The following is a 23,565-nucleotide window of genomic DNA, read 5'->3' as shown; positions in this document are numbered from 1 at the left end:
TAATCTCAAACATGTGCAATGATTGCTATTTCCATAGTGATGTTTTTACAAATATAATATTGTTTTTAATTCTTTATTGTTCATTTTTTTTGCTTGCCAAAAGAAAACGAACCAAAAGAAAGGGCACTTTTGCAAAGGTGTTCCCGATAAATCGGGACCGCTTTTAAAATCCTAAAACACCTACAAGGATTCGATGTTTCTTAACGGATTTTAAAAGCTACACTGCGCAAAAGGTTGCAAAGCTTCGCTTTGCTAATGTTTTAAAAGAAGTGATTTCAATTTAACGTGTTCGGAAACCCGCCCTAATAGCATTAGCATAGAAAATCCCGAAAAAGCGAAACCAAAGCGACCCTCATAGACGAGCAAAGCGAGCGGCTTGGGTCACAACGTGAGCTTTGAGGATGATTTTCAAGCTAAGACTATAGAGGCTTGATCTTTTTTGGTTCTTTTTTCTATCAAGAGAAAAAAGAACATAATAAAAAAGCCGGCTTATTGCCGGCTTCTTATAAACTATTTATTTAAAACATGGTACGCAATCAAACCGTCTATCGGGCGACGCAATACATTGCCTAAGGTGATGCCGTGTCGGTGGAGCACTTCTCTTAATTCATCCACCAAATAAAAGGCAATAGACCCTATGAAATGCACAGGAACTTCTTTGTAATTGTCAAACTGTTTGATGTAGTTCTCGACAAACTCTTCCATTTCAAAGCGGATGAGTTCGCGGCAGAAGGGATTGTCTTTGTGCTTGATGATGAACTTGGCAAAGGTGGCCAAATAGGCATTCGGATTGGGCTCCTTGTAGAGGTTGTGCTTGATATAATCGGGGTCTACGTTGTACTCTTCCTCAAATTCTTTGGCCAGATCCGCCGGCATTTTGCCAAAGTAATACCCGCGAATCAAATGGCGTCCGAAACGATTTCCGGAACAGTCGTCCATAGCGATATAGCCCAGAGATTGTACTTTTTGATGCAGCACTTTGCCGTCAAAATAACTGCAGTTGGAACCGGTCCCCAGAATGCAGACAATGGCCGCTTCGTCTTTAGGGGTGGTGGCATATACTGCTGCATAGGTATCTTCATGTACCGTAACCACTGCATGGGTAAAGTATTCTTCAAACACCTGTGTCAGGAAGTTTTTCATGCGGTCGGTTCCGCAACCGGCGCCGTAGAAGAACAAATGAGTGGCTTTATCTTTATTATGTTCAATATCAAACTTATCGTCCAAACGGGCAATAATGGTTTCTTTGTCTAAGACTTCGGGGTTTAACCCCAGGGTTTGTGTGGTGAAAAGCACTTTTCCGTTATCATCAATGGCAATCCAATCGGCTTTGGTAGAACCACTATCTACGAGTAATTTCATGTGTAGTGTTGTTATTTTTAGACGGATAGCGAATAGACAAAGAGAGCATTGACCTTAATGGTTAAAACTTGTCTATCGTCTCTTTGTCTATTATCTATTGTCTTTTTTAATTTATTTCAATCCGGCAATATGTACTGACAAATCAATTAATTTGCTGGAATAGCCGTATTCGTTATCGTACCAGGAAACCAATTTGAAGAAGGTGGAGTTCAGTCCGATTCCGGCTTTGGCATCTACAATTGAAGTTCTGGAATCGCCTACGAAATCCTGAGAAACCACATCGTCTTCGGTAAATCCGAGGATGCCTTTCATTTCATTTTCTGAAGCTTTTTTCAATACGGCCATGATTTCATCATAGGTGGTTTCTTTGGCTAATTTCACGGTTAAATCTACTACGGATACATCCACTGTAGGCACACGGAATGACATTCCGGTCAGTTTTCCGTTCAGGCTCGGGATTACTTTGCCTACGGCTTTGGCGGCTCCTGTTGTAGACGGAATGATGTTTACGCTGGCAGCTCGTCCGCCTCTCCAGTCTTTTTTGGAAGGTCCGTCCGCAGTCATTTGCGTAGACGTAGTAGCATGAACAGTGGTCATTAAACCTTCCACAATTCCGAAATGATCATGGATTACTTTGGCCAATGGAGCCAAACAGTTGGTGGTACAAGAGGCATTGGAAACTACCGTATCGGTGGCTTTGGCTTCGTGATGGTTGACCCCCATCACAAACATAGGCGCATCGGCAGAAGGGGCTGAAATGATTACTTTTTTGGCGCCTCCTTCAATATGCGCTTTTGCGGTATCTATAGTGGTAAAAATTCCGGTACATTCTGCCACCACATCAACAGCAACAGCGGCATCGTCCCATTGAATCAGTTTGGGGTCTCTTTCGGCCGTTACTCTGATGTAACGATCGTTTACATATAACTTTCCGTCTTTTACTTCTACTTTTCCGTTGAAACGGCCGTGTACAGAATCATATTTTAATAAGTAAGCCAAATGCTCTACTTCTAATAAATCGTTGATGGCTACTACTTCTACATTATCTCGGTTCATGGTTTCTCTGAATACAATTCTTCCGATTCTTCCGAAACCGTTAATTCCTAATTTTACTTTTGACATTTTCTTTTATTATTAATTTATTATTTGAGGATTCAGTGATGGTTATTGCTACACCCAATATCTTTTTTATGTTGACATGATATCGGATACTCTCAGCAACTCCCTGTCGATTTCGAAGCTTCCTTTGATGGCTTGTTCCAATGGGGTAAGGACTACTTTATCTGCCATCAAGCCGACCATAAAATTGGATTTTCCTTCGAGTAAAGACTCCACGGCTTTGACACCCAAACGGGCTGCCAGTACCCTGTCAAAACAAGAAGGAGCCCCACCGCGCTGCATGTGTCCCAAAACGGAAACCCGCACATCGTATTCCGGTAAATTCTCATCGACATAGTCTTTTAATTCAAAGACATTCTTTCCTATTTTATCGCCTTCGGCTATGACTACGATACTGGATGATTTTCCGGAAGCTTTACTTTTCTTAAGGGATTCCAGGAGTCGTTCCAAACCTAAATCTTCTTCGGGAATTAAAATCTCTTCTGCTCCGGCACCAATTCCGGCATTGAGGGCAATATGACCGGCATCTCTTCCCATCACCTCAACAAAGAACAAACGGTTATGGGAACTGGCAGTATCGCGAATTTTGTCAATGGCGTCCACTACCGTATTCAGGGCAGTATCGTAACCCAACGTATGGCTCGTTCCGAAAATATCGTTATCAATAGTTCCCGGAATACCCATCACCGGGAAATCGTATTCGTTGTTGAAAACCTCGGCACCGGTAAAGGAACCGTCACCTCCGATAACTACCAATGCATCTACACCGGCATTGGTGAGATTTTGGTGGGCTTTTTTACGGCCTTCTGCTGTCATGAACTCTTTAGAGCGGGCCGATTTCAGAATGGTACCGCCTTTGTTTACAATGTTGTTCACACTGCGGGGACCCATTTCTTTAAAATCGCCTTCTATCATTCCCTGGTAACCTCGGTAAATCCCGATGCATTCTATATTGTGATAAGCACATGTCCTTACCACGGCACGAATGGCAGCGTTCATTCCCGGGGAGTCCCCTCCTGAAGTCAGTACGCCTATTTTTTTTATGCTTTTTGACATTTTTTAAGTATTAAAAAGTAAAATTAGCAAAGAAGAAGCATTATTGCACCCGTATTATTAAACTATTAATAAAATAGAGGCAATTCAATCGTTTTCGTTGATAAGTTTTTGATTTACGGAAAGACTGAAGTGGTTTTCAAGGGTTAATCTTCCCCAGGAATGGCTTCTTTATTTGGAGTAGGTTCTGTAGATTCTTTTTTATCGTCGTTTTTATCCGCCTTCTTTTTATCTACAAAATTATAGCCGTCGTCTTTGAACTCAGAATCATGTATATCGGTTGTCTTTTTAGGAGCTCTGTCCAATTTGGCTTTTTTGAAAATTTTATTGACCAGCTCTTTAAAAGTATCAAAATCGACTTCATAGGAAATCCCCAGTCCCTGCGTATACCCGATTCCCTGTCCTATATAGGTGATGTCATTTTCTTTATTGAATACTCTGAGATTGAGTGTTCCGTCCTCATTCACCCGGTATTGCACTTCTACATCACCGACTACGGTTGACTCATTAATACCGCCAACCGGTACGCCCACCTTTCCGTTTACCGTTATGCGGTCGTTGATTTTTGACGTCAGCGATACCCCGAATCGCCCGTCTGTTTGCTGATTAGGCGTTCTGTCGGCTGCGACATACTCAGGAGCCACGGAAATTTTATCGTTATCTCCTGAAAAAATATCCTGAAACAAACTACCGGCTTTTTCAAAAATAAGGTTACTCGGTTGCGAATTGCTAACCCCTTCCGAACTCAGGAAAGTATTGGAAGACAAAAGAGATAAGGCTTGGGTCTGGCGCTTGTCTTTGTCGTCGAGTTTGGTTTGAATTTCCGATTTCAGCGTACTGGCTACTGTTGGGAAATTAATATTGAAGTCGGGTTCAGGGCTGGCTAAATTTCCTTTTACGCCAATGACCACCTCAACATCTACCTTTTTATTAAACGATGCATTGTCAATCAAGACGGCCGGATTAGCCGACGTTTTATACACCGCTTCCAAATTGAGTGTCGCCGACATCGGGTCACCGGTCCATACAATGGAGCCTCCTTTTTTAACGGTGAACTCTTTGTTGATGAGGCCGCCGTATTTGAAATTATAGGTTCCGGAAACTACTGAGAAATCTCCCCACATTTCAAACTTGCCCAGTGTATTGATTTTGAACAACAGCGTTCCGTTTCCTTTCCCACGCATACCGTGCCCGGACTCGCGGTTGAGGATCACTTCTATATTGGCAATCTCGGTGATTTCAAAATTGAAGTCCAGCTCAAGACCGTTGTAATTTTTGGTTTGAACAAAATTCTCTTTGGCTTTTTTCTTTTTTTCTTCCGGAGTCAGAAAGTGTAAATAGCCGCTCTCTTCCACGGCTTCGGCATCATTAATCGGAATCTTGATATCCGTTCCCTTAGCCGATTCTGCGTTAACCCGTATCATCAATCCACTCGTAGGCCCTTTAACAGAAGCCGTACCGTTCATGAAGGCGGTACCGTAATACGCCGCATCTTCCGAATCCTTGGTATTCAACGCCAGGAGTCGTTTGGAATTGACTTCTAAATCCAGCTGCCAATCGCCAAACTGTTTGTGTTTGATGTATCCGGCAAGGGTTCCCTGCGTGTTAAATTTGGTATCGGTAATATTGGTTTCTCTGATGATGAATTTATTTTCGGTGACATCCACTATGGAATTGTTGTCAAATTTATAATCGGCATTGAGGTACGGTATGGTCAAACCGGCATCATTCACAAAAAGTCTTCCGTTGTAATCCAAATCATTGATGTTGCCGTCAATTCTGGCATTCCCGGAGGCAAACCCTCGAATGTTGGTAATAACATCTCCCCCGATTTTACCTAAAACCCCCAGATTGAATCGGTCAAAATTTAAATCGACATCCACAAAAGTTTCATTGGCAACCACTTCTATATCACCTCTGGCATTAAACGCTTCCAGATTTTGATTCTCCAAATTGGAATTCAAATGGAATTTACTGAAGGTTTCATCGCCCTGTATATCGAGATTCATTTTACCCAAAGCGATATCGTTCACTTTCAGGCTGTCAATCCGCAAGGTGGAAGTAGGTTGAAAAATAGAGTTGCTTTGTTTTAAATTGACTTTCCCGTTCAGGTTTCCGTCAAAGCGGAACTTCTCCACATCGGGCGTGACCTTATTCAGGTTGACATTGTCAAAAACAAGTTCCAAATCTTTGTCCCGTTTGCCGTTCCAGGTTCCTATAAAATTCATTTTCTGATTGCCGTGCGAAAGCGTCAGATCATTAAAATTGAAATTGCTGAGCTTTTTATCAAAGACGATTTTATTGTTTTCCGGATTTTCATTTTCATTCAAAAACCACAGGTAATCTTTGAACTGCAGCTCAGACTTATTGAATCCAACTACGTTTTTATTTTCGTTATTAATGGTATGATAGAAATTCAGATTGTAGAAGTCATTCCCGTGTTTACCGCCTTTAAATTCAGTTCTGAAGTGCAACGTATCATTAGAAAACGTGTTAATCATACTGAAATCACGAACTTTATAATGTTTGGTTTTGATGGAGTCCATTTGTACATAGGCATTATACAATGGATTTTTGTTGTCAATCTGCACCAGAATTTTGTCAAACGTATTCTTATAGGCCGTGACCTGAGGAGAGCTGAAATCAAGACTGAAGTTTTTGGTTTCCGAACTGATGTTCCCTTTTAAAACGGTGTTAGGTGCCAATGAAATATCGGGGTTAAAGATTTCAATAATCTTGCTGTGGAGGGCAAAATCAAATTTGAGATACTGATTGGGCAAGACTTTGTTTTGTCTGTAATTGGCATAAAAACTACCCAAAGAATTCTCAATCATTTTCTGCAACTGGTTGAACTTGTAGCGTCCTACCACCGACCCTTCAATGGCATCGGGCGAACTAATGGTAATCGCACGCTCTCCATTGGCATCAAACCGTGACGTCACATTGAGGTAATCTAAGAAATATTGATCCTTTTTATTTTGGTAGGCTGCGTTGCTCAATACCAAATCGCCCTTTAAATTATCAAACGAATTGCCGTTGGCTTTCACTACAATGTCGCCTCTGAATACGGCTATAGAGTCTTTTATGAAATTCAGTCTTACCAGATTGGCGTAATCAATTTTGGAATGGAAATCGTAGATGTTTTCTTTTTTGGACAAGTCGACCGTTCCGTCAAAATCCATATAAAGATTAGGGTCGTTGATATAAAACTTCCCTTTAAAAATAGGCTCTTTGAAACTACCGTCTACAATAATTTTAGTGTAGTTATAGCCATTGTAATATACTTTGGAAACATCCCCTACGAAAGAGGTATTAAGGTATTTTTGAGTAAATCCTTTACCTTCCACATCGAGATTCAGACTGACTTTTCCGATGGATTTGTCGTTAATCATCGCCCCCACATCAAAGTTGTCAAGGATTACATTTCCGGCGTATTGTGCGTTGTCAATATTGTCGATGTTGGACATTTTCAAATCCGATTCCACAATACCGAGTGCCGTATTCATGACAAAATCGGTGTTGATGTACTTTTGGGTGACTTCTACATTTCCGGTATAATTGAATTGCCCCAGTTTGGCCAAAGAAGTCGGCAGTTTTTTGCCTAAAATGTTTGGCAGTAACTTGGTCAGATTATCATAATTAGAGGATATTTTATTGAAATTTCCTTTCATGTAGAAATCGCCGGGTGCCCGAGGAAAGAGATTTTTAAAATTGACATCACCAATAATCAGGGAGTTTTTACGGTCTTGTAAATACAAATGAGTGGCGTAAAAATTATTGAGTGTTCCTTTGATTTTGGAGTTCAGATAGAATTTTTGATTCTTGCCTAATTCTTTGTAAAAATGACGGATATCGTTGGAAGACAAGGAAGCGCTGTCGAGTTTTACATCAAACTTCACCCTATTGTTAAAATCGCTGAAATCGTGGTTGTCTTTGTTGTAAAGCAAAGTCACGTTTCCTTTCAGGAATGATTCTTTGGTGGTTACTTCCAGTTTATTTAATTTGATATCGTGTTTGGTGTATCCAAAATCAGCCATCAGGTTCTCAATATATACGCCCCGGTGGTCTTTGAAAGCCATCTTGGTAATATTGGCATTTACATTGGGCCCTTTGATTTTGAAGTTTTCCAAATGGGCGTCCAATCGGGTAAAGTCGACATCTTTGGGATTGGCCCTGTTGTAATCCAGCATCACAAAGCGGCTGTCGGTGAGATACACATTTTTGGAAGTCATCAAAAACTTACCGCTGGCCTTCTTTCCGTCGTCAAAAGCGTCTACAAACAAATCCAGATTGGTATGCTTTTCTCCTTTGTAATTTTTGATTTGCAGATAAAATTTATCCAAACGCAAATCACCGAAAAGCAACTTCCCATTGATGAGTTTATCCAAATCCAAAATACTGGTTTTAATGCGCTGGGAGTAAATGAGGGTGTCCTGATGGTGGTCGAGAATCAATACTTTTTTGAGTTTTACTCCTCCGAATAGCGTTACGGCCACCTCGTCGATATTGATATTAACGCCGTATTCCTCATTGATGCTGTCCGTAGCATAACGGGCAATTTTAGTTTGCACTACCGGCAAAGACAAAGCAATGCTGACCAATAATAAAAAGAGAATCAGTCCAATAATAGAACGAAAAAGGATTTTTCGAAATTTTTTAAAACCGCTATTTGTTTTAATTTTTTCCAATTATTCTGTTGACTTGGGAAAGAAAATTACCTTTGCAACTATATTTGCATTTGATTTCCTTTGATGGACTGTCAAATATAAACCAAAAATTGTGCCTTTTATGCATCCGGAAGAAGTTTTTATTTTGGCTATCGAAAGTTCATGTGATGACACTGCTGCTGCGGTATTACGCAATGATAAGGTGCTTTCAAATGTAGTAGCCCGGCAAAACATACACGAAGAATACGGCGGCGTAGTTCCCGAATTGGCTTCGAGAGCACACCAGCAGAACATTGTTCCGGTGATTGATGTGGCCCTGAAGAAAGCCAATGTAACCAAAGAACAGCTGTCCGCTATAGCCTTTACCCAAGGTCCCGGTCTGATGGGATCGCTTTTGGTAGGTTCCTCTTTTGCGAAATCCATGGCAATGGCTCTCGATATTCCTTTGATTGCTGTAAACCATATGCATGCCCACATCCTGGCCCACTTTATTGATGAGGAAGGATATGACAAACCAGTATTTCCTTTCCTGGCATTGACTATTTCGGGAGGACATACCCAGATTGTTAAAGTCAACCATTTTTTCAACATGGAAATCATCGGAGAAACTACCGATGATGCGGTGGGCGAAGCCTTTGACAAAACGGCTAAAATCATGGGACTTCCCTACCCGGGCGGACCGCTGATTGACCAGTTTGCTGCAGCAGGCAACCCTAAAAAATACCCGTTTACCAAACCCAAAGTTGACGGATTGGATTTCAGCTTTTCCGGATTGAAAACCCAGATTTTGTATTTTATTCAGAAAAACACTTTGGAGCATCCCAACTTTGTGGAAGAGAACAAAGCCGACATCTGTGCTTCGGTACAGCATACCATCATTGAAATTTTGATGGATAAATTGAAATTAGCCGTGGCTGAAACCGGCATCACGCAAATTGCTATTGGCGGTGGTGTTTCTGCTAATTCAGGCATACGGCAAACCTTAAAAGAGGCCGAAGGCAAATACGGTTGGAAAACCTTTATCCCAAAATTTGAATACACTACCGATAATGCCGCCATGATAGGAATTGTAGGCTATCAGAAGTTTTTACACGATAAATTTTCGGATACCCATGTGGTTTCCAAGGCCCGAATTGAGTTTTAAGCGATGCAACTATTTTACAACCCAATCATTTCCAAAGATGCGGCTTCCTTTGTGTTTGACAAAGAAGAGAGTAAACACATTATTAAAGTATTGCGCAAAAAAGAAGGCGATGTACTGCACGTGACTAACGGCTTGGGATTTTTATTTACCACCGAAATCACGATTGCTTCGGATACCAAATGCACGGTCAAAATCAATGCTTTTGAAAAACAGGAAGCACCCCGGTTCCGCTTGCATTTGGCAGTCGCGCCTACCAAAATGAACGAGCGGTATGAATGGTTTCTGGAAAAAGCTACCGAAATAGGCATACAGGAAATCACGCCGATTATTTGTGAGCATTCCGAAAGAAAGGTAATCAAAACCGATCGATTTCAGAAAATAATAGAATCGGCCATGAAGCAGTCACTGCATTACTATTTACCCAAATTAAACGAGCCGATTGCCTATAAAGAGTTCATTAAAAAAACAACCTCCGGACAATTGTTCATTGCACATTGTGAGGAAACGGATAAAAAATCATTAAAAAACGAGCTGAAGATCAACGAAGATGTTACTATTCTCATTGGCCCCGAAGGCGATTTTTCGGGAAAAGAAATTCAACTGGCCCTTGAAAATAATTTTATTCCGGTATCTTTGGGCAACACGAGACTGCGCACAGAAACAGCTGCCGTTGTAGCTTGTCACAGTGTGGTATTTATGAATGAAGCGTAACGAGTTCTTTTTATGAAAAAAATAATAGTCCTTTTTTTGTTGACCACATCGCTGGGATTTTCCCAGGAAATAGCTTTGCTGAAATACAATGGTGGTGGTGATTGGTATGCCAATCCGACATCATTACCCAACTTAATCAAATACGCGAATCAAACGATTAATACGAATATCAAACCCAAACCGGCCACGGTAGAACCGGGTAGCCCTGATATTTTTGCCTATCCGTTTGTGCACATGACCGGACACGGTAATGTGGTGTTCAGTGATGCCGAAATTGTCAACCTGAGAAACTATCTGATGTCGGGCGGATTTCTCCATGCAGATGACAATTATGGGATGGATCAATACATCCGCAGAGAAATCAAACGCATTTTTCCCAATAACGATTTGGTTGAAATACCGGCCAATCATCCTATTTTTCAGAAACCCAATGTATTTGCCAACGGATTGCCCAAAATCCATGAACACGATGGTAAACGACCCCAAGCTTTTGGAATCTTTATAGACAACCGTTTGGTGCTGTTGTACACTTACGAATGCGATTTGGGAGATGGCTGGGAAGATCCGGAAGTACACAACGATCCCAAAGATGTGAGAGAAAAAGCGCTAAAAATGGGCGCCAACATTCTGAATTACATCTTTAAGAACTAAGTATTGCTATAGCGCAATTCTCTCTTTTTTAGCCATTTGCTTTTAAAATATCTAAAATCAACTGCTGTTCATCGATTTGTTGAAAAGTAAGGTTGATATTCTTTCAACATAAGACAATATTTCTTAAAATTGCTTTAATTAATTAACCAAAAAAGCAATTTATAATGAAAAAAGTCTGCTTATCATTAGCAACATTGTTAATGCTGTTTTCTTGTCAAAAGGAAGAAAACACTATCGAAAATCAAAATACAACTACAGCTAAAAGAAGTTGTGCTTCGCAAGAAGTTTTAGAAAGACAGCTTCAGGAAAATCCGGGATTGGCAGCAAAAATGGCGCAAATTGAAGATTTTACCGAAAATGCCCGCTTAGCAAATAAGATGGTAAACGGTCACATCGAAATTCCGGTAGTAGTTAATGTATTGTACAGAACTGCGGCAGAAAATATATCGCTAACACAAATACAATCACAAATTGATGTCTTGAACAAAGATTTTAACGCTTTAAACACCGATTTCAATCAGGTTCCGGCATTATTCTCCGGAGTTAAAGCCAATGTGGGAATTTCATTTGTATTGGATCAGGTGATTCGTAAAGCAACTACAAAATCTTCTTGGGGTACTCGCGACGCCATCAAAAAAACAAAACAAGGAGGACTTGATCCTACGAGCCCAACTACTAAGTTGAATCTGTGGGTAGGTACTATCGGTGGCGGAATCTTGGGATATGCTCAATTCCCGGGCGGAGCTGCAGCTACGGATGGTGTCGTAATTGACCCTAAATATTTTGGAGTGACCAGCAATTCAGGTTCAAGTTACCCATACAACTTAGGAAGAACCGCTACTCACGAAGTAGGACACTGGCTTAACCTGCGTCACATTTGGGGCGATGCTACCTGTGGAAATGATTTGGTAGCTGACACTCCGTCGCACAACGCGGCAAACTACGGAGCTCCAACTTACCCTCACTACAGTACTTGTACCGGGACCCCGGTAGAAATGACCATGAATTACATGGATTATACTGATGACAGAGCGATGTACATGTTCTCTTTAGGTCAAAAAGCCAGAATTGATGCCATCTTCCTTTCCGGTGGTCCTCGATTCTCATTTGCACAGCCATAATATCTAATTATATTTTTTTGTTGAAAAACCTGCTCCTTATGGCAGGTTTTTTTTATACTTGCAATTACCAAAAAAACGTTCCATGTCGAAAAAATCTTTACTCGATAAAGACATTCAGGATTTTATCAATGCTAATGTAACGTCAGACGTATCGGCATTGGCTTTGCAAAAAAGCAAATTTCCGGAAGCCGATTGGATTGCAGTACTGAATCAACTGGCAGCCAAGCAAAAGGCAAAATTAAAACTCCCAACCTGGTTTGCTGCCGAAAACATCATATACCCATCAAAAATTTCACTCGAACAAACCTCTTCGGAAAGAACAGCTGCATATAAAGCGCAATTAGTTTCAGGTGACCGACTGATAGACTTAACCGGTGGGTTTGGAGTAGATGATTATTATTTTGCTGAGCAAGTGAAAAAAGTGGTTCATTGTGAAATCAACTCCGAATTATCGGCATTGGTCAAGCAAAATTGGATACCGCTTAAAACAAACAACGTTGAATGCTATACAGGAGACAGCTCTGAAATTCTACAAGAGTTAAACCAAAAATTTGATTGGATTTACATCGATCCCTCCCGCAGAAATGAGGCCAAAGGCAAAGTGTTTATGCTCAAAGACTGCTTGCCAAATGTTCCCGATTTGTTGGATTTTTATTTTGACTTTGCTCCTAATATCATGATTAAAACGGCCCCTATTCTTGACATTGCTGCCGGTTTATCCGAACTCCGAAATGTCACGGCCATTCACATAATTGCTGTTGAGAATGAAGTCAAGGAATTGCTGTGGATTTTAAAACAAAACCACGTCGGGCCTATTCAAATCGTGACGGCTAACTTACAGAAAGAAACTGCTGAACTATTTGGCTTCGAACTAAATCAACCGGTTGTGCCTGCCTATGATTTGCCCCAAAAATATTTATATGAGCCCAATGCCGCTATCATGAAATCGGGAGGATTTGATGTGGTGGCAACACAATTTGGTTTAAACAAACTCCACCAACATTCTCATTTATACACCTCAAACAGTTTGATTGATTTTCCGGGACGTATCTTTGAAATCAGCCAAAACATCGGCTACACAAAAAGCGAAATGAAATCAAAACTCGAAAACCAAAAAGCAAATATAACCACCCGAAACTTCCCGGACTCAGTAGAAACCATTCGCAAAAAATGGAAAATCAAAGACGGCGGCAACTCATATTGTTTTTTTACCACTAACGCAAATAATGAGAAAATAGTTTTACTTTGCACCAAATTAAAATAGACCATGAAGAAACTGTTTTTTGTTTTATGTCTTGCCGCAACAGTCGGTGCATTTGCCCAAAAGCCTTGTGAAATTGACGTCAATGTTTCGGACAGTTTAGGCACGTATAAAACGACCAAACAACAAATGATTTTTGAGCGCAGTTTTGCCGGAAACTCAACCAACATTTTCTTTTCTCTTTCAAATACAAATGGTGTTTTGGCTGTAGAAATGCAATCCTTGCAAAAAAGCAATGATTTTATAAAAGCCAACTGCCTTGATGCCGGCTCCAAAATTTACCTGCAATTGAATAATGGCAAAATCGTGATGCTGATTTATTCTGGAGCGGACACTTGCGGTACTTTAGTGCGTGACGAAAAAAACAGCAACAACCGAATTTTGGTAGGCACCTTTTTATTTACCAAAGAAAACTATGAAGAGTTGAAGCTGTCACCGGTGACTTTTATGCGAATAAAATATTCAGGAGAAACGATTGATTATCCTTTTAAAACAATGTTTGTTTCCGAATTGGATCAAAAACAATACGAGCCCGAAAAGTACTTCATTGAGAATTTAAAGTGCATTGAGAATTAGTTCTGACACTTCCATTTCAAATTAGAAACTTTGTCGCTTTTGCTGTTTTCTAAATTGTAATGCCACCATTCCGAATCAAAGGATTGGAAATGATGTTGCAGCATAATTTCTTTCAGGAATTTCCGATTATTGAGAATTTCTTCGGAAAGGTTTTGGTAATTGTGACTCGCTTCAGGGCCGAAAAAATCAAACGTTGTTCCCATATTCAATTCCACCCCCAGGGAATCTACCAGGGTAATATCAACCGCACCGCCTTTATTGTGAATAGACCCTTTCTTGGGATTGGCCACAAAATTAGCATCAGGTACAATTTTCCACATCTTTTTTTGAATGGCCAAAGGGCGATAGCAATCGTAAAGTTTGATGTGGTATCCCTTTTGCAAAAAGGCCTCATTCGCTTCAAGTAAAGCCTTGATGGTTTTCACCCGCAGAAAACACTCGTCACAAGGATATACTTTCTCTTTCAGAAAATTGTCCGCTGTGGCATATTTCATATCAAATCCAAAACCAGAACTGTAATTCTTGAGGTTGACAAATGCATTTTCGTCTTTCTCTTTAGAAATATCAAGCAGCACCGGAGATTTTTTCGAATCCAGATAAGTAGACTTGCAGGAAAATAAAGTGAACAACACTAAAAGTGAAAATATTTTTTTCATGGTTTTAAATCTCATCACTGGTAAAAGTAATAAAACTTTTCTTCTTGTAGGGACGCACTATGAGTCTGCCCTCACGATCAAACCGAATGTAATTGTAAACCCAATTAAGAAAAACTACCGCTTTATTTTTAAAACCTATAAGCGAAAACAAGTGCACAAACATCCAGACAAACCAAGCAAAAACACCATTAAAATGATAATGCGGCAAGTCTACCACCGCCAGATTCCTACCTATGGTTGCCATCGAACCCTTATCATTGTATTCAAAAGGTTTCATGGGGCGTCCGTTAATTAATTTTACCAAATTATCACCCAGTAAAGCACCTTGTTGCAGGGCTGGTTGTGCCATCATAGGGTGTCCGTGCGGATACTTTTCGGTTTCCATAGAAGCAATATCGCCTATCGCAAAAATATTGTGGTACCCTTTCACCTGATTGAATTCATTTACCCGAATTCGGGCCACTCTTTCTACCAACGCATCGGCTTTCAGTCCTGCTATTCCCGCGCCTTGAACACCGGCGGTCCAAATAACCGTAGCTGTTTCAAAGGTTAAATCAGAATCAGTCGTAACGGTTCTTCCGTCGTAATTGGTCACCCGCACATTCTTCCACACCTGCACACCCAAACTCAACAGAAAACGCTCTGCAGCAATTGATGATTGCGTACTCATAGTGTCCAAAACCCGGTCGCCGCTTTGAATCAAATTGATTTGCATTTTGGAGATATCCAAATCGGGATAATCTTTCTGAAGGATGGCTTTTTTCATTTCGGCCAAAGCGCCCGCCAGCTCAACTCCGGTTGGCCCTGCTCCTACCAAAACAAAATTGGTCAGCGCATTGCTTTCATTTACATCCTTTGTCAATACCGCCTGCTCAAAGTTTTCCAAAATCAAACTGCGGATGTTGAGCGACTGCGGAATGGTTTTCATCGACATGGAATTCCGTTCGATTTCCTTATTGCCGAAATAGTTGGTTTTAGAGCCGGTGGCAATGACCAAATAATCATAATACAAATCCCCTATTTCAGAAATGACTTTCTGAGCCTCAGTGTCAATTTCTTTCACAGAAGTGAGCCGAAAGTAAAAATCTTTGTATTCTTGAATGACTTTACGGATGGGGTAAGCGATAGAGCCCGCTTCCAATCCACCCGTTGCCACCTGATAGAGTAACGGTTGAAAAGTATGGTAATTGTGCTTGTCAATAAGCACTACCTGAAGGTTTTTATTTCTGAGTTTTTTGGCTAAAGCAATGCCGGCAAATCCACCACCGATAATGACCACTCTTTTCAGAGGACTGTTGGGAATATTCATTTGGGAAATTTGTTAATTCCCACAAAGTTACAAAGCCTTACGCCAAAATGTTCTATTCTTTAGGAAAATCAACCTCGCCTTTCCATTGCATAAAACCTCCTTCAAGGTTATACGTATGATCAAATCCCAATTGATTCATGATGTGACAGGCCTGAGCGCTGCGACTTCCGGCCCGGCAATACACATAATAATTCTTGGCCTTGTCTAATTCCTCTACGGCATAAATAAAACCCTGCCCTTTATAAATGTCAATGTTAATAGCATTGGGTATCATCCCTTCACTGCATTCATCTTCCGTTCTGACGTCCAGTACAACGGCATTGGTATCGGCTTTCAATTGGTCAGCCCAATCTTGTTGTGATAAATCCATAGTATAATTTTAAAAAACAAATGTATTTCATTTACAGGAAAGAGAAAAACAAAATGACCGACTTCATTGGTCGCATCTTCATTCTGTCCCGCCTATACTTGCATCATTAAAATAAAATTAACAAAAAAATAACACAACGTTTGTATATACAAATAAAAAATTCACTACATTTGTACCTACAAATATTGTACAGGTAATTATGAAAATTGAAGACGTAATAAAATCGAATGTACCCATGGATGACGCTAAAAAAGTAATCCTGAACATCATGTACACGCAAAATGTCATTGGTGATAAATTCAATGAATTGATAAAACCTTACGACTTATCCGGAGAACAATACAATGTTTTAAGAATTCTGCGCGGCCAAAAAGGAAATCCTGCCAATATGTGCGTCATACAGGAAAGAATGTTAGCCAAAAACAGCAACACTACCCGATTGATTGACAAATTGCTGCTTAAAGATTTGGTAACCCGAAAAGTATGCCCGGATAACCGTCGCAAAATCGAAGTTTTAATTACTCCTAAAGGTTTAGATATTTTAAACGAATTGGATCCCAAAGTGACGGAGCACGAACAGTTTTTTGCGGCCAATTTAAGCCCGGAAGAATTACAACATTTGAACACACTATTAGAAAAATACAGAAACATTAATTAATTTAAATACTACGCTATGAGCAATTTTATAAAAAACGCCAATTGGCGTTATGCCACAAAAAAATTTGATGCTACCAAAAAAGTATCCGATGAAGATATGCAGATCCTGAAAGAAGCCATTCGCTTGAGTGCCTCTTCTTATGGTTTACAACCCTACAAAGTGCTATTTGTAGAAAACCCCGAATTAAGAGCCCAATTACAACCGGCAGCTTGGGGTCAGTCACAAATAGTAGAGGCGTCACACCTGCTGGTATTCGCCAACATTACCAATTTTGGAGATACTCAAATTGATAATCACATCAACAATGTGGCAGCAACCCGAGGATTACCAACCGATTCCCTACAAGGATACAGTGATTTTATGAAATCAAAAATTTCAACACTACCGGTAGAAAACAGAAACATCTGGACTTCAAAACAAACCTATTTAGCATTGGGCAACTTGCTGAATGCAGCGGCCGAACTAAACATAGACGTAACGCCTATGGAAGGTTTTGAACCTGAAAAATTCAATGAAATTCTGGGACTTACCGAACTCGGTTTGAACGCCTCCTTAGTAGCAACCATAGGGTACAGACACAAAGAAGATGCTACCCAACACTATGTTAAAGTACGTAAATCAGAAGAAGAATTATTTATAAATTTATAATCAATAACTAAAACAATTAACAAAAATGAAGACTTTAAAAACAATGGCCGTGGCCTTATTAGTAGCTTTCGGAACAACAGTAGCTACCGCACAAACCAAGAAAATCAACGCTGAAAAAAGCACCATTACCTGGGTGGGTAAAAAAGTAACTGGTGAGCACACCGGAACTGTTGACTTTCAGGAAGGTGTTTTAATATTCAAAAACAAAAAAGTGGCCGGAGGTAACTTTACCGTAAACATGACTACCATGACCAGCACTGATTTAACAGGGGATTGGAAAGGAAAATTAGACGGGCACTTGAAATCTGACGATTTCTTCGGAACCGAAAAATTCAAAACTTCCACTTTGGTATTCAAAAAAATTGCCGACAAAGGAAACGGTGTATACACAGTAACCGGTGATTTAACCATCAAAGGAATTACCAATCCGGTAACTTTTGATTTAACTGTAAAAGGAAACACAGCTACTGCCAATGATATCAAAATCAACAGAACCAAATACGGTATCAAATACGGTTCAGGAAGCTTTTTTGACAACTTAGGCGACAAAACCATCAACGATGATTTCACTCTAAACGTAGCATTACAATTCTAATTTGGGAATAATTGCTATGAACATACGAACCTCGGAAGTCAAATTCCGGGGTTTTTTTGTGTCAAAAATTTAGCTCATCTTTGTACCTCACAAACCGTCATCCGCATGAAAAAAATAGCCGTCATTGACAACTACGACAGCTTTACATTCAACCTCGTTCATTACCTCGAAGCGTTAAATATACACGTTACGGTATATCGAAATGACGAATTGGAACTGGAGGATTTAGCCGCTTTTGACAAAATTTTACTCTCTCCCGGCCCTGGAATACCCGACGAAGCCGGTCTGCTCAAACAAGTAATCAAAACCTATGCACCTACCAAAAGCATACTGGGCATCTGTTTAGGGCATCAGGCCATAGCTGAAGTTTTTAATTCTTATTTAATAAACTTAAAATCACCACTTCACGGAATAACATCTAAAGTTACAATAACAGACAACTCAGAACCTTTATACCACAATATCCCGGCAGAATTCGAAGCCGGACACTACCATTCCTGGATAATTGACAAAGAATCCCTTTCTCCCGATTTACGCATCACCGCTGTAAACGAAAACGGCTATATCATGTCCGTTCGACACCAAATCTTCGATGTCAAAGGCATCCAATTTCACCCCGAAAGCATCTTAACACCCTTCGGAAAAGCCATTTTAAAAAATTGGCTCGACAATTAAAAAATCGATAAATTACTTTACATAAAACAAATCAAATAATTGATTTAAAATAATCTAACAAAACACAATAGAAATTATCTATACTGCCTTTTTACATTAAATAAATGTTAAATTCAATTTAAACAAACGTTTAATTTAAACAAACGTTTAACTTTGTACCCGATTTACAAAGAATACCATCATGACTGAATTTAACGAAAAACAAATAGAAATTCTTCAGGTAGCCGAACAGCTATTCGCCGAAGAAGGTTTTGACGGAACATCGGTTAGGGACATTGCCAAAAAAGCCAACATCAACATTGCCATGATATCCTATTATTTTGGTTCTAAAGAAAAAATGTTGGAGAGTCTGGTAGTGAATCGAATTGCCGACATGCGTCTGCAATTGGAAAGTTTATACAACGAAAACATCCCCCCTTTCGAAAAGGTTGACAAACTGATAGAATTATACATCAGCCGCATCAACAAAAACCGCTGCATCTATCAAATTCTTCACTTTGAGTTTTCAACCAAAAAAAGAGAACTCAACTTTGACAGCTTCACCGAAATGAAAAAAAGCAACTTGGAAACCTTCAAAAACATCATCAAAGAAGGTCAGGACAGCGGCGACTTTCAAAAGGACATCAATGTCGACCTGCTTCCGCCCATCATTATGGGGACCTATTTCCAGTTCCACATGAACAAACCGTTGTATCTGAAAATCCTCGGGATAAACTCCGAAGAAGAATACAACCATTACATTGCTACAACACTCACTCAGCATATCCAGAAGACGATAAAAGCACTCTTAGTCTATGACCCGGGCACTTAACCTCAAACCGGAAGACACATGCAATTTGACGAAGTAATGACAAATGACAAACAAAAAACAACATATAAAACAGATGAAAATTAACAAAATGGTACTCCTCGCCTTCTTCCTTTTGGCCTTTGCCAAAAACGAGGCACAAGTAACAAAACGGCTCACCCTCAAAGAAGCGGTGGCTATTGCAGTAGCCAACAGTGATGCGGCGTCTTTGGCCAAAACCAAAGTCGAAACTTCCAAACTGGAACTAGACAATATGAAAAACAATCAGTACCCGAGTTTAAAAGCGTCCGGACAGTACATGCGCCTCTCAAGCGCCCATGTCGACTCTAACCTGAAGTCAAATTCAGACAGCGGCTCGTCCTCCGGCTCCTCTGCTCCGCTTAAGGTTGATCAGTTGATGCTCGGACAGGTCAACGCCTCTATGCCGGTTTTTAACGGTTTTAAGCTCACCAATAGCATTAAAGCATCTAAGAGCCTATACGAAGCGGAAACCTTCTCTGAGAAGCACGCTAAAGAGCAAATCGGGCTTGAAGTCGTAGAACTGTTTGCCAATCTTTTCAAAGCACAGCAAATGACGGCACTCATTGAGGACAACCTCAAAACAGCTGACCAACGCGTAAAGGACTTCACCGCCATGGAAGAAAACGGCCTCATCGCCCGCAACGATTTACTCAAAGCGCAACTCCAGCAATCCAACGTACAATTGTCGTTAGATAATGCCAAAAAGAACACCGCCATTGCCAACTACAAACTGACTACCTTGTTAAAGCTCCCTGAAAACACGCAGATTGAAATTGACATCGAAGCGGTAAAAAGAGACATGCTCGCTAACAGCAATTTGAATGCCTCAGGTGAAAGAAATGATTTAAAGTCTTTAGAGTTCAAAAAACAGGCAGCAGAAACCGGAATCAAAATCGCCAAAGCAGGCTACTACCCTTCGCTTTCGCTTTCCGGCGGCTACATTGCCTTCGATTTGAATAATGTTTTAACCGTAACCAATGCCATGAATGTAGGTGTAGGCGTATCATACGACCTCTCCAACATCTTCAAAAACGGCAAACAGGTAAAACTGGCGCAAAGCCGTGCCAAAGAAACCGAAATCGAGTTGTCCGATAGGAACGACCAAATCAAAGAAGAAGTATTTCAGGCCAAACAAAACTATGAACTGTCGCTCAAACAAAGCGCCGTTTACGAAAAAGCCGTAGAGCAGGCCACTGAAAACTACCGCATCGTAAAAGACAAATACGACAACAGCCTCGCCGATACCAACGATTTATTGGAAGCTGACTACCAACAGTTACAATCCAAAATCAATCAGGCGCTTGCTAAAGCCGATGTCGCTCAAAAATACTACGAATTACAATTTGCCACCGGAACACTAACCTCATCCTTAAACATCACTCAAAACTAAATTGTCAACATCATGGAAAATAAAAGAACAAATAAAAAATTCACCCTCATATTCATCGCTTTCGCTGTAGTGGGCTTAAGCTACGGCGGATACAAATACATCCACTCCCTTTCTCACGAAACAACCGATGACGCACAGGTGGCCAAAAAAATGAATCCCATCATCCCTCGTGTAGGCGGATACATTACCAAGGTTTTAGTCAAAGACAACGACCGGGTTAAAAAAGGCGACACCCTTTTCGTCATTGACAACAGCGATTACATCGTGAAAGTCGAAGAAGCCAAAGCCAATTTAGCCGCTGCCGAAAACAGCCTCGAAGTAGCCAAAGCCGATATCGGAACCTCACAAGCTAACGTTTCTGTATCAGATGCCAACGTGCAGTCAGCTAAAGGAAGCATTGAAACAGCTAAAATCCGTTTGCGAAGAGCCTCCAATGACTTTGAACGCTACAGCAACCTCTATAAAAACCATTCCATTACCAAGCAACAATACGAGCAGGCAGAAGCCGCCAAGCAGGAAGCCCAAAGCCAGTTAGCCATTTTACAAGACCAGCAAAAAGCCTCTGCATTCCAAAAAAATGTAGCGGCAGCACGCACCACCGTAAGCAGCAAACAAGTACAGGTAGCCGCCGCCAATGTCAAAAAAGCACAAGCCGCTCTTGACGCCGCCAATCTCAATTTGAGCTACACCGTCGTAACCGCTTCGGTTGACGGACAGGTTTCTGCCGTTGACATCCAACCGGGTCAATTGGTACAACCGGGACAATCCTTGTTTTACATCGTAAACAACAACGAGACTTGGGTCATTGCCAACTTCAAAGAAACCCAGTTAGACAAAATGCGCGAAGGCCAAAAAGTAAAACTGAAAATTGATGCCTTTCCCGGCACCGAGTTCGAAGGCGAAGTAACCTCGTTCTCCCCTGCCACAGGTTCTAAATTCTCCCTTTTGCCTCCCGATAATGCCAGCGGAAACTTTGTAAAAACCGTACAACGGCTACCGGTGAAAATCAGTTTCACCCAAAACAACGCAGCCGATAAATTGCAACTCCTACGTTCAGGAATGAACGTTGACGTTGATGTGATTTTGAAATAATACAAACCAAAATGAACTTTAATACAAACCAAAATGGCTAAAGCACCCGTAGTTCAGGAAGACTTAGTAGAATACGGCTTTCGCAGGGTCATCATCACGATTACCGCCGTGCTTTGTGCCCTGCTCGAAATAGTCGATACAACCATCGTCAACGTAGCCCTCAATGACATGAAGGGAAGCCTTGGTGCCACCCTTACAGATGTGGCTTGGGTCATCACCGCTTACGCCATTGCCAACGTAATCGTCATCCCCATGACCAGCTGGTTATCGCAGCAGTTTGGACGTCGCAACTACTTTGCCGCTTCCATCGTCATCTTTACCGTATCCTCGTTCATGTGTGGTAACGCCAATGGAATCTGGGAACTGGTAGTCTTCCGGTTCATTCAGGGGCTCGGCGGCGGAGCATTATTAGTAACCGCTCAAACCATCATCACCGAAAGCTATCCGCTCGAAAAACGCGGAATGGCTCAGGCCATCTACGGTATGGGAGTTATCGTTGGACCTACCCTTGGGCCGCCTCTGGGAGGCTACCTGGTAGACAACTTCTCCTGGCCCTACATTTTTTACATCAACATCCCTATCGGTATCATCGCCACCATGCTCACCCTGTCTTTTGTGCGTAGCCCTAAATACGGCGAAAAACTAAAAGCCAATCAGGTCGACTGGCTCGGCATCGTACTCCTCACCGCCTTCATCGGCTCCCTGCAGTACGTACTCGAACACGGCCAACAGGACGACTGGTTCAATGACGATGTCATCACAGGGCTCTCCATTCTCAGTTTCGTAGGATTGTTTTTCTTCGTTTGGCGACAACTCACCTACAAGCACCCCATTGTCAACCTCAAAGTACTCAAAGACACTAATCTGCGAATCGGAGTCGTACTCAGCTTCATCATGGGATTCGGGTTATATGGCACCACCTTCATCATCCCCATCTACACCCAGTCCATTCTGGGTTGGACGGCTACTGATGCCGGTTTGCTGCTCATCCCCAGCTCCCTCACCGTGGCGGTAATGATGCCCATCATCGGGCGAATGATTCAAAGAGGAGTCCCGCAAACCTATCTCGTTTCGGGCGGATTCCTCATGTTCTTCATCTTCACCTACTGGATGCACAACATCATGACCCCCGATACCGGAACCGAACACATGTTCTGGCCGCTCATCGTCCGTGGGTTGGGCTTAGGACTACTCTTCGTACCCATCACCACCCTGTCACTGTCGGCCCTCAAAGGAAAAAGCATTGGCGAAGGAGCAGCCTTCACCGGTATGATGCGTCAGTTAGGAGGTTCCTTCGGAATCGCCATCATCACCACCTTCATTGCCCGTTTTGGGCAGGAGCACCGCGTCAACCTTATTGCCAATCTTGATGCCACTAAGGTCAACGTACAGCAGCGCCTCAACGCCCTGCAGCACGGCTTCATGAACAAAGGTTTCAGCGCCGACGTCGCCCTGCAAAAAGCCTACAAAGTACTCGACTACGGCGTAAGCAAGCAAAGCACCGTCCTGTCCTACATGGATATCTTTCTCAGCTTAGGCATCCTGTTCCTCGTCTGCATACCGTTTATCCTGCTCATCAAAAAAGGAAAAAACAAAGTCGACGTCAGCGAAGCCATGCATTAACGTGCTAACATACAAGTTATTAACAATTTACACCAAGATTAGAAACAATTTCTTA

The 23,565-nt window shown here is 41.3% G+C and carries 21 protein-coding genes; 14 read left to right on the top strand and 7 right to left on the bottom strand.

The genetic code is table 11. The features are described 5' to 3' along the window. Nucleotides 1-510: 510 nt before the first annotated feature. The 4 genes from ACSVH6_RS12385 to ACSVH6_RS12370 form a co-directional block, all read right to left on the bottom strand. Nucleotides 511-1,362 (bottom strand): N-acetylglucosamine kinase, encoded by an 852-nt coding sequence (locus tag ACSVH6_RS12385; RefSeq protein WP_438078956.1) that lies wholly within the window; start codon nucleotides 1,360-1,362, stop codon nucleotides 511-513. Nucleotides 1,363-1,473: 111 nt separating this feature from the next. Then, complete coding sequence (gene gap, locus ACSVH6_RS12380; RefSeq protein ID WP_438078954.1) at nucleotides 1,474-2,484, bottom strand: type I glyceraldehyde-3-phosphate dehydrogenase; 1,011 nt, start codon at nucleotides 2,482-2,484, stop codon at nucleotides 1,474-1,476. Between the two features lie 66 nt (nucleotides 2,485-2,550). After that, on the bottom strand, nucleotides 2,551-3,537 hold the full coding sequence (pfkA, locus tag ACSVH6_RS12375; RefSeq protein ID WP_438078952.1) for a 6-phosphofructokinase: 987 nt from the start codon (nucleotides 3,535-3,537) through the stop codon (nucleotides 2,551-2,553). Between the two features lie 143 nt (nucleotides 3,538-3,680). Next, nucleotides 3,681-8,222 (bottom strand): translocation/assembly module TamB domain-containing protein, encoded by a 4,542-nt coding sequence (locus ACSVH6_RS12370; protein WP_438078951.1) that lies wholly within the window; start codon nucleotides 8,220-8,222, stop codon nucleotides 3,681-3,683. A gap of 100 nt (nucleotides 8,223-8,322) precedes the next feature. Here ACSVH6_RS12370 and tsaD point away from each other — a divergent pair, with 100 nt between their 5' ends. The 6 genes from tsaD to ACSVH6_RS12340 all read left to right on the top strand — a co-directional run bounded on the left by tsaD (nucleotide 8,323) and on the right by ACSVH6_RS12340 (nucleotide 13,665). Beyond that, nucleotides 8,323-9,345 (top strand): tRNA (adenosine(37)-N6)-threonylcarbamoyltransferase complex transferase subunit TsaD, encoded by a 1,023-nt coding sequence (gene tsaD, locus ACSVH6_RS12365; protein WP_438078949.1) that lies wholly within the window; start codon nucleotides 8,323-8,325, stop codon nucleotides 9,343-9,345. 3 nt (nucleotides 9,346-9,348) lie between these two features. Then, complete coding sequence (locus ACSVH6_RS12360; RefSeq protein ID WP_438078947.1) at nucleotides 9,349-10,056, top strand: 16S rRNA (uracil(1498)-N(3))-methyltransferase; 708 nt, start codon at nucleotides 9,349-9,351, stop codon at nucleotides 10,054-10,056. Nucleotides 10,057-10,068: 12 nt separating this feature from the next. Next, nucleotides 10,069-10,707, top strand: a complete 639-nt coding sequence (locus ACSVH6_RS12355; RefSeq protein WP_438078946.1) for a DUF4159 domain-containing protein — start codon at nucleotides 10,069-10,071, stop codon at nucleotides 10,705-10,707. Nucleotides 10,708-10,871: 164 nt separating this feature from the next. Next, complete coding sequence (locus ACSVH6_RS12350) at nucleotides 10,872-11,828, top strand: zinc metalloprotease (RefSeq protein ID WP_438078944.1); 957 nt, start codon at nucleotides 10,872-10,874, stop codon at nucleotides 11,826-11,828. Nucleotides 11,829-11,910: 82 nt separating this feature from the next. After that, nucleotides 11,911-13,092, top strand: coding sequence for a THUMP-like domain-containing protein (locus ACSVH6_RS12345; RefSeq protein ID WP_438078942.1), 1,182 nt, complete (start codon nucleotides 11,911-11,913; stop codon nucleotides 13,090-13,092). Nucleotides 13,093-13,095: 3 nt separating this feature from the next. After that, nucleotides 13,096-13,665, top strand: coding sequence for a hypothetical protein (locus ACSVH6_RS12340; RefSeq protein ID WP_438078940.1), 570 nt, complete (start codon nucleotides 13,096-13,098; stop codon nucleotides 13,663-13,665). Here ACSVH6_RS12340 and ACSVH6_RS12335 read toward each other — a convergent pair. From ACSVH6_RS12335 to ACSVH6_RS12325, 3 genes are read right to left on the bottom strand one after another with little or no spacing between them, the layout of a single operon-like run. Beyond that, on the bottom strand, nucleotides 13,662-14,321 hold the full coding sequence (locus tag ACSVH6_RS12335) for a M15 family metallopeptidase (protein WP_438078938.1): 660 nt from the start codon (nucleotides 14,319-14,321) through the stop codon (nucleotides 13,662-13,664). The two genes, ACSVH6_RS12340 and ACSVH6_RS12335, sit on opposite strands and share 4 nt — an antisense overlap. 4 nt (nucleotides 14,322-14,325) lie before the next feature. Then, entirely contained in the window at nucleotides 14,326-15,630 is a 1,305-nt protein-coding gene (locus tag ACSVH6_RS12330) for an NAD(P)/FAD-dependent oxidoreductase (RefSeq protein WP_438078936.1), read from the bottom strand. Nucleotides 15,631-15,682: 52 nt separating this feature from the next. Next, entirely contained in the window at nucleotides 15,683-16,000 is a 318-nt protein-coding gene (locus ACSVH6_RS12325; RefSeq protein WP_438078934.1) for a rhodanese-like domain-containing protein, read from the bottom strand. A gap of 199 nt (nucleotides 16,001-16,199) precedes the next feature. Here ACSVH6_RS12325 and ACSVH6_RS12320 point away from each other — a divergent pair, with 199 nt between their 5' ends. The 8 genes from ACSVH6_RS12320 (at nucleotide 16,200) to ACSVH6_RS12285 (ending at nucleotide 23,510) form a co-directional block, all read left to right on the top strand. Next, nucleotides 16,200-16,658, top strand: a complete 459-nt coding sequence (locus ACSVH6_RS12320; RefSeq protein ID WP_438078932.1) for a MarR family winged helix-turn-helix transcriptional regulator — start codon at nucleotides 16,200-16,202, stop codon at nucleotides 16,656-16,658. A 15-nt stretch (nucleotides 16,659-16,673) separates the two neighbouring features. Beyond that, on the top strand, nucleotides 16,674-17,306 hold the full coding sequence (locus ACSVH6_RS12315) for an NAD(P)H-dependent oxidoreductase (RefSeq protein WP_438078930.1): 633 nt from the start codon (nucleotides 16,674-16,676) through the stop codon (nucleotides 17,304-17,306). A gap of 25 nt (nucleotides 17,307-17,331) precedes the next feature. Further along, nucleotides 17,332-17,901 (top strand): YceI family protein, encoded by a 570-nt coding sequence (locus tag ACSVH6_RS12310; protein WP_438078928.1) that lies wholly within the window; start codon nucleotides 17,332-17,334, stop codon nucleotides 17,899-17,901. A 105-nt stretch (nucleotides 17,902-18,006) separates the two neighbouring features. Beyond that, nucleotides 18,007-18,576, top strand: coding sequence for an anthranilate synthase component II (locus ACSVH6_RS12305; RefSeq protein ID WP_438078926.1), 570 nt, complete (start codon nucleotides 18,007-18,009; stop codon nucleotides 18,574-18,576). Between the two features lie 181 nt (nucleotides 18,577-18,757). Further along, entirely contained in the window at nucleotides 18,758-19,387 is a 630-nt protein-coding gene (locus tag ACSVH6_RS12300) for a TetR/AcrR family transcriptional regulator (RefSeq protein WP_438078924.1), read from the top strand. Between the two features lie 73 nt (nucleotides 19,388-19,460). Further along, a complete protein-coding gene (locus ACSVH6_RS12295) occupies nucleotides 19,461-20,795 on the top strand; it encodes a TolC family protein (protein ID WP_438078922.1) in 1,335 nt (444 codons plus the stop codon). A 12-nt stretch (nucleotides 20,796-20,807) separates the two neighbouring features. Next, nucleotides 20,808-21,887, top strand: coding sequence for an HlyD family secretion protein (locus tag ACSVH6_RS12290; RefSeq protein ID WP_438078920.1), 1,080 nt, complete (start codon nucleotides 20,808-20,810; stop codon nucleotides 21,885-21,887). A gap of 33 nt (nucleotides 21,888-21,920) precedes the next feature. Next, entirely contained in the window at nucleotides 21,921-23,510 is a 1,590-nt protein-coding gene (locus ACSVH6_RS12285; protein WP_438078918.1) for an MDR family MFS transporter, read from the top strand. Nucleotides 23,511-23,565: the final 55 nt, after the last annotated feature.

Source organism: Flavobacterium sp. XGLA_31 (genome assembly GCF_051547105.1).
Taxonomy (GTDB): Bacteria; Bacteroidota; Bacteroidia; order Flavobacteriales; family Flavobacteriaceae; genus Flavobacterium.
The sequence above is the reverse complement of the archived record's forward strand: the minus strand, read 5'-3'. Positions and strand labels throughout refer to the sequence as shown.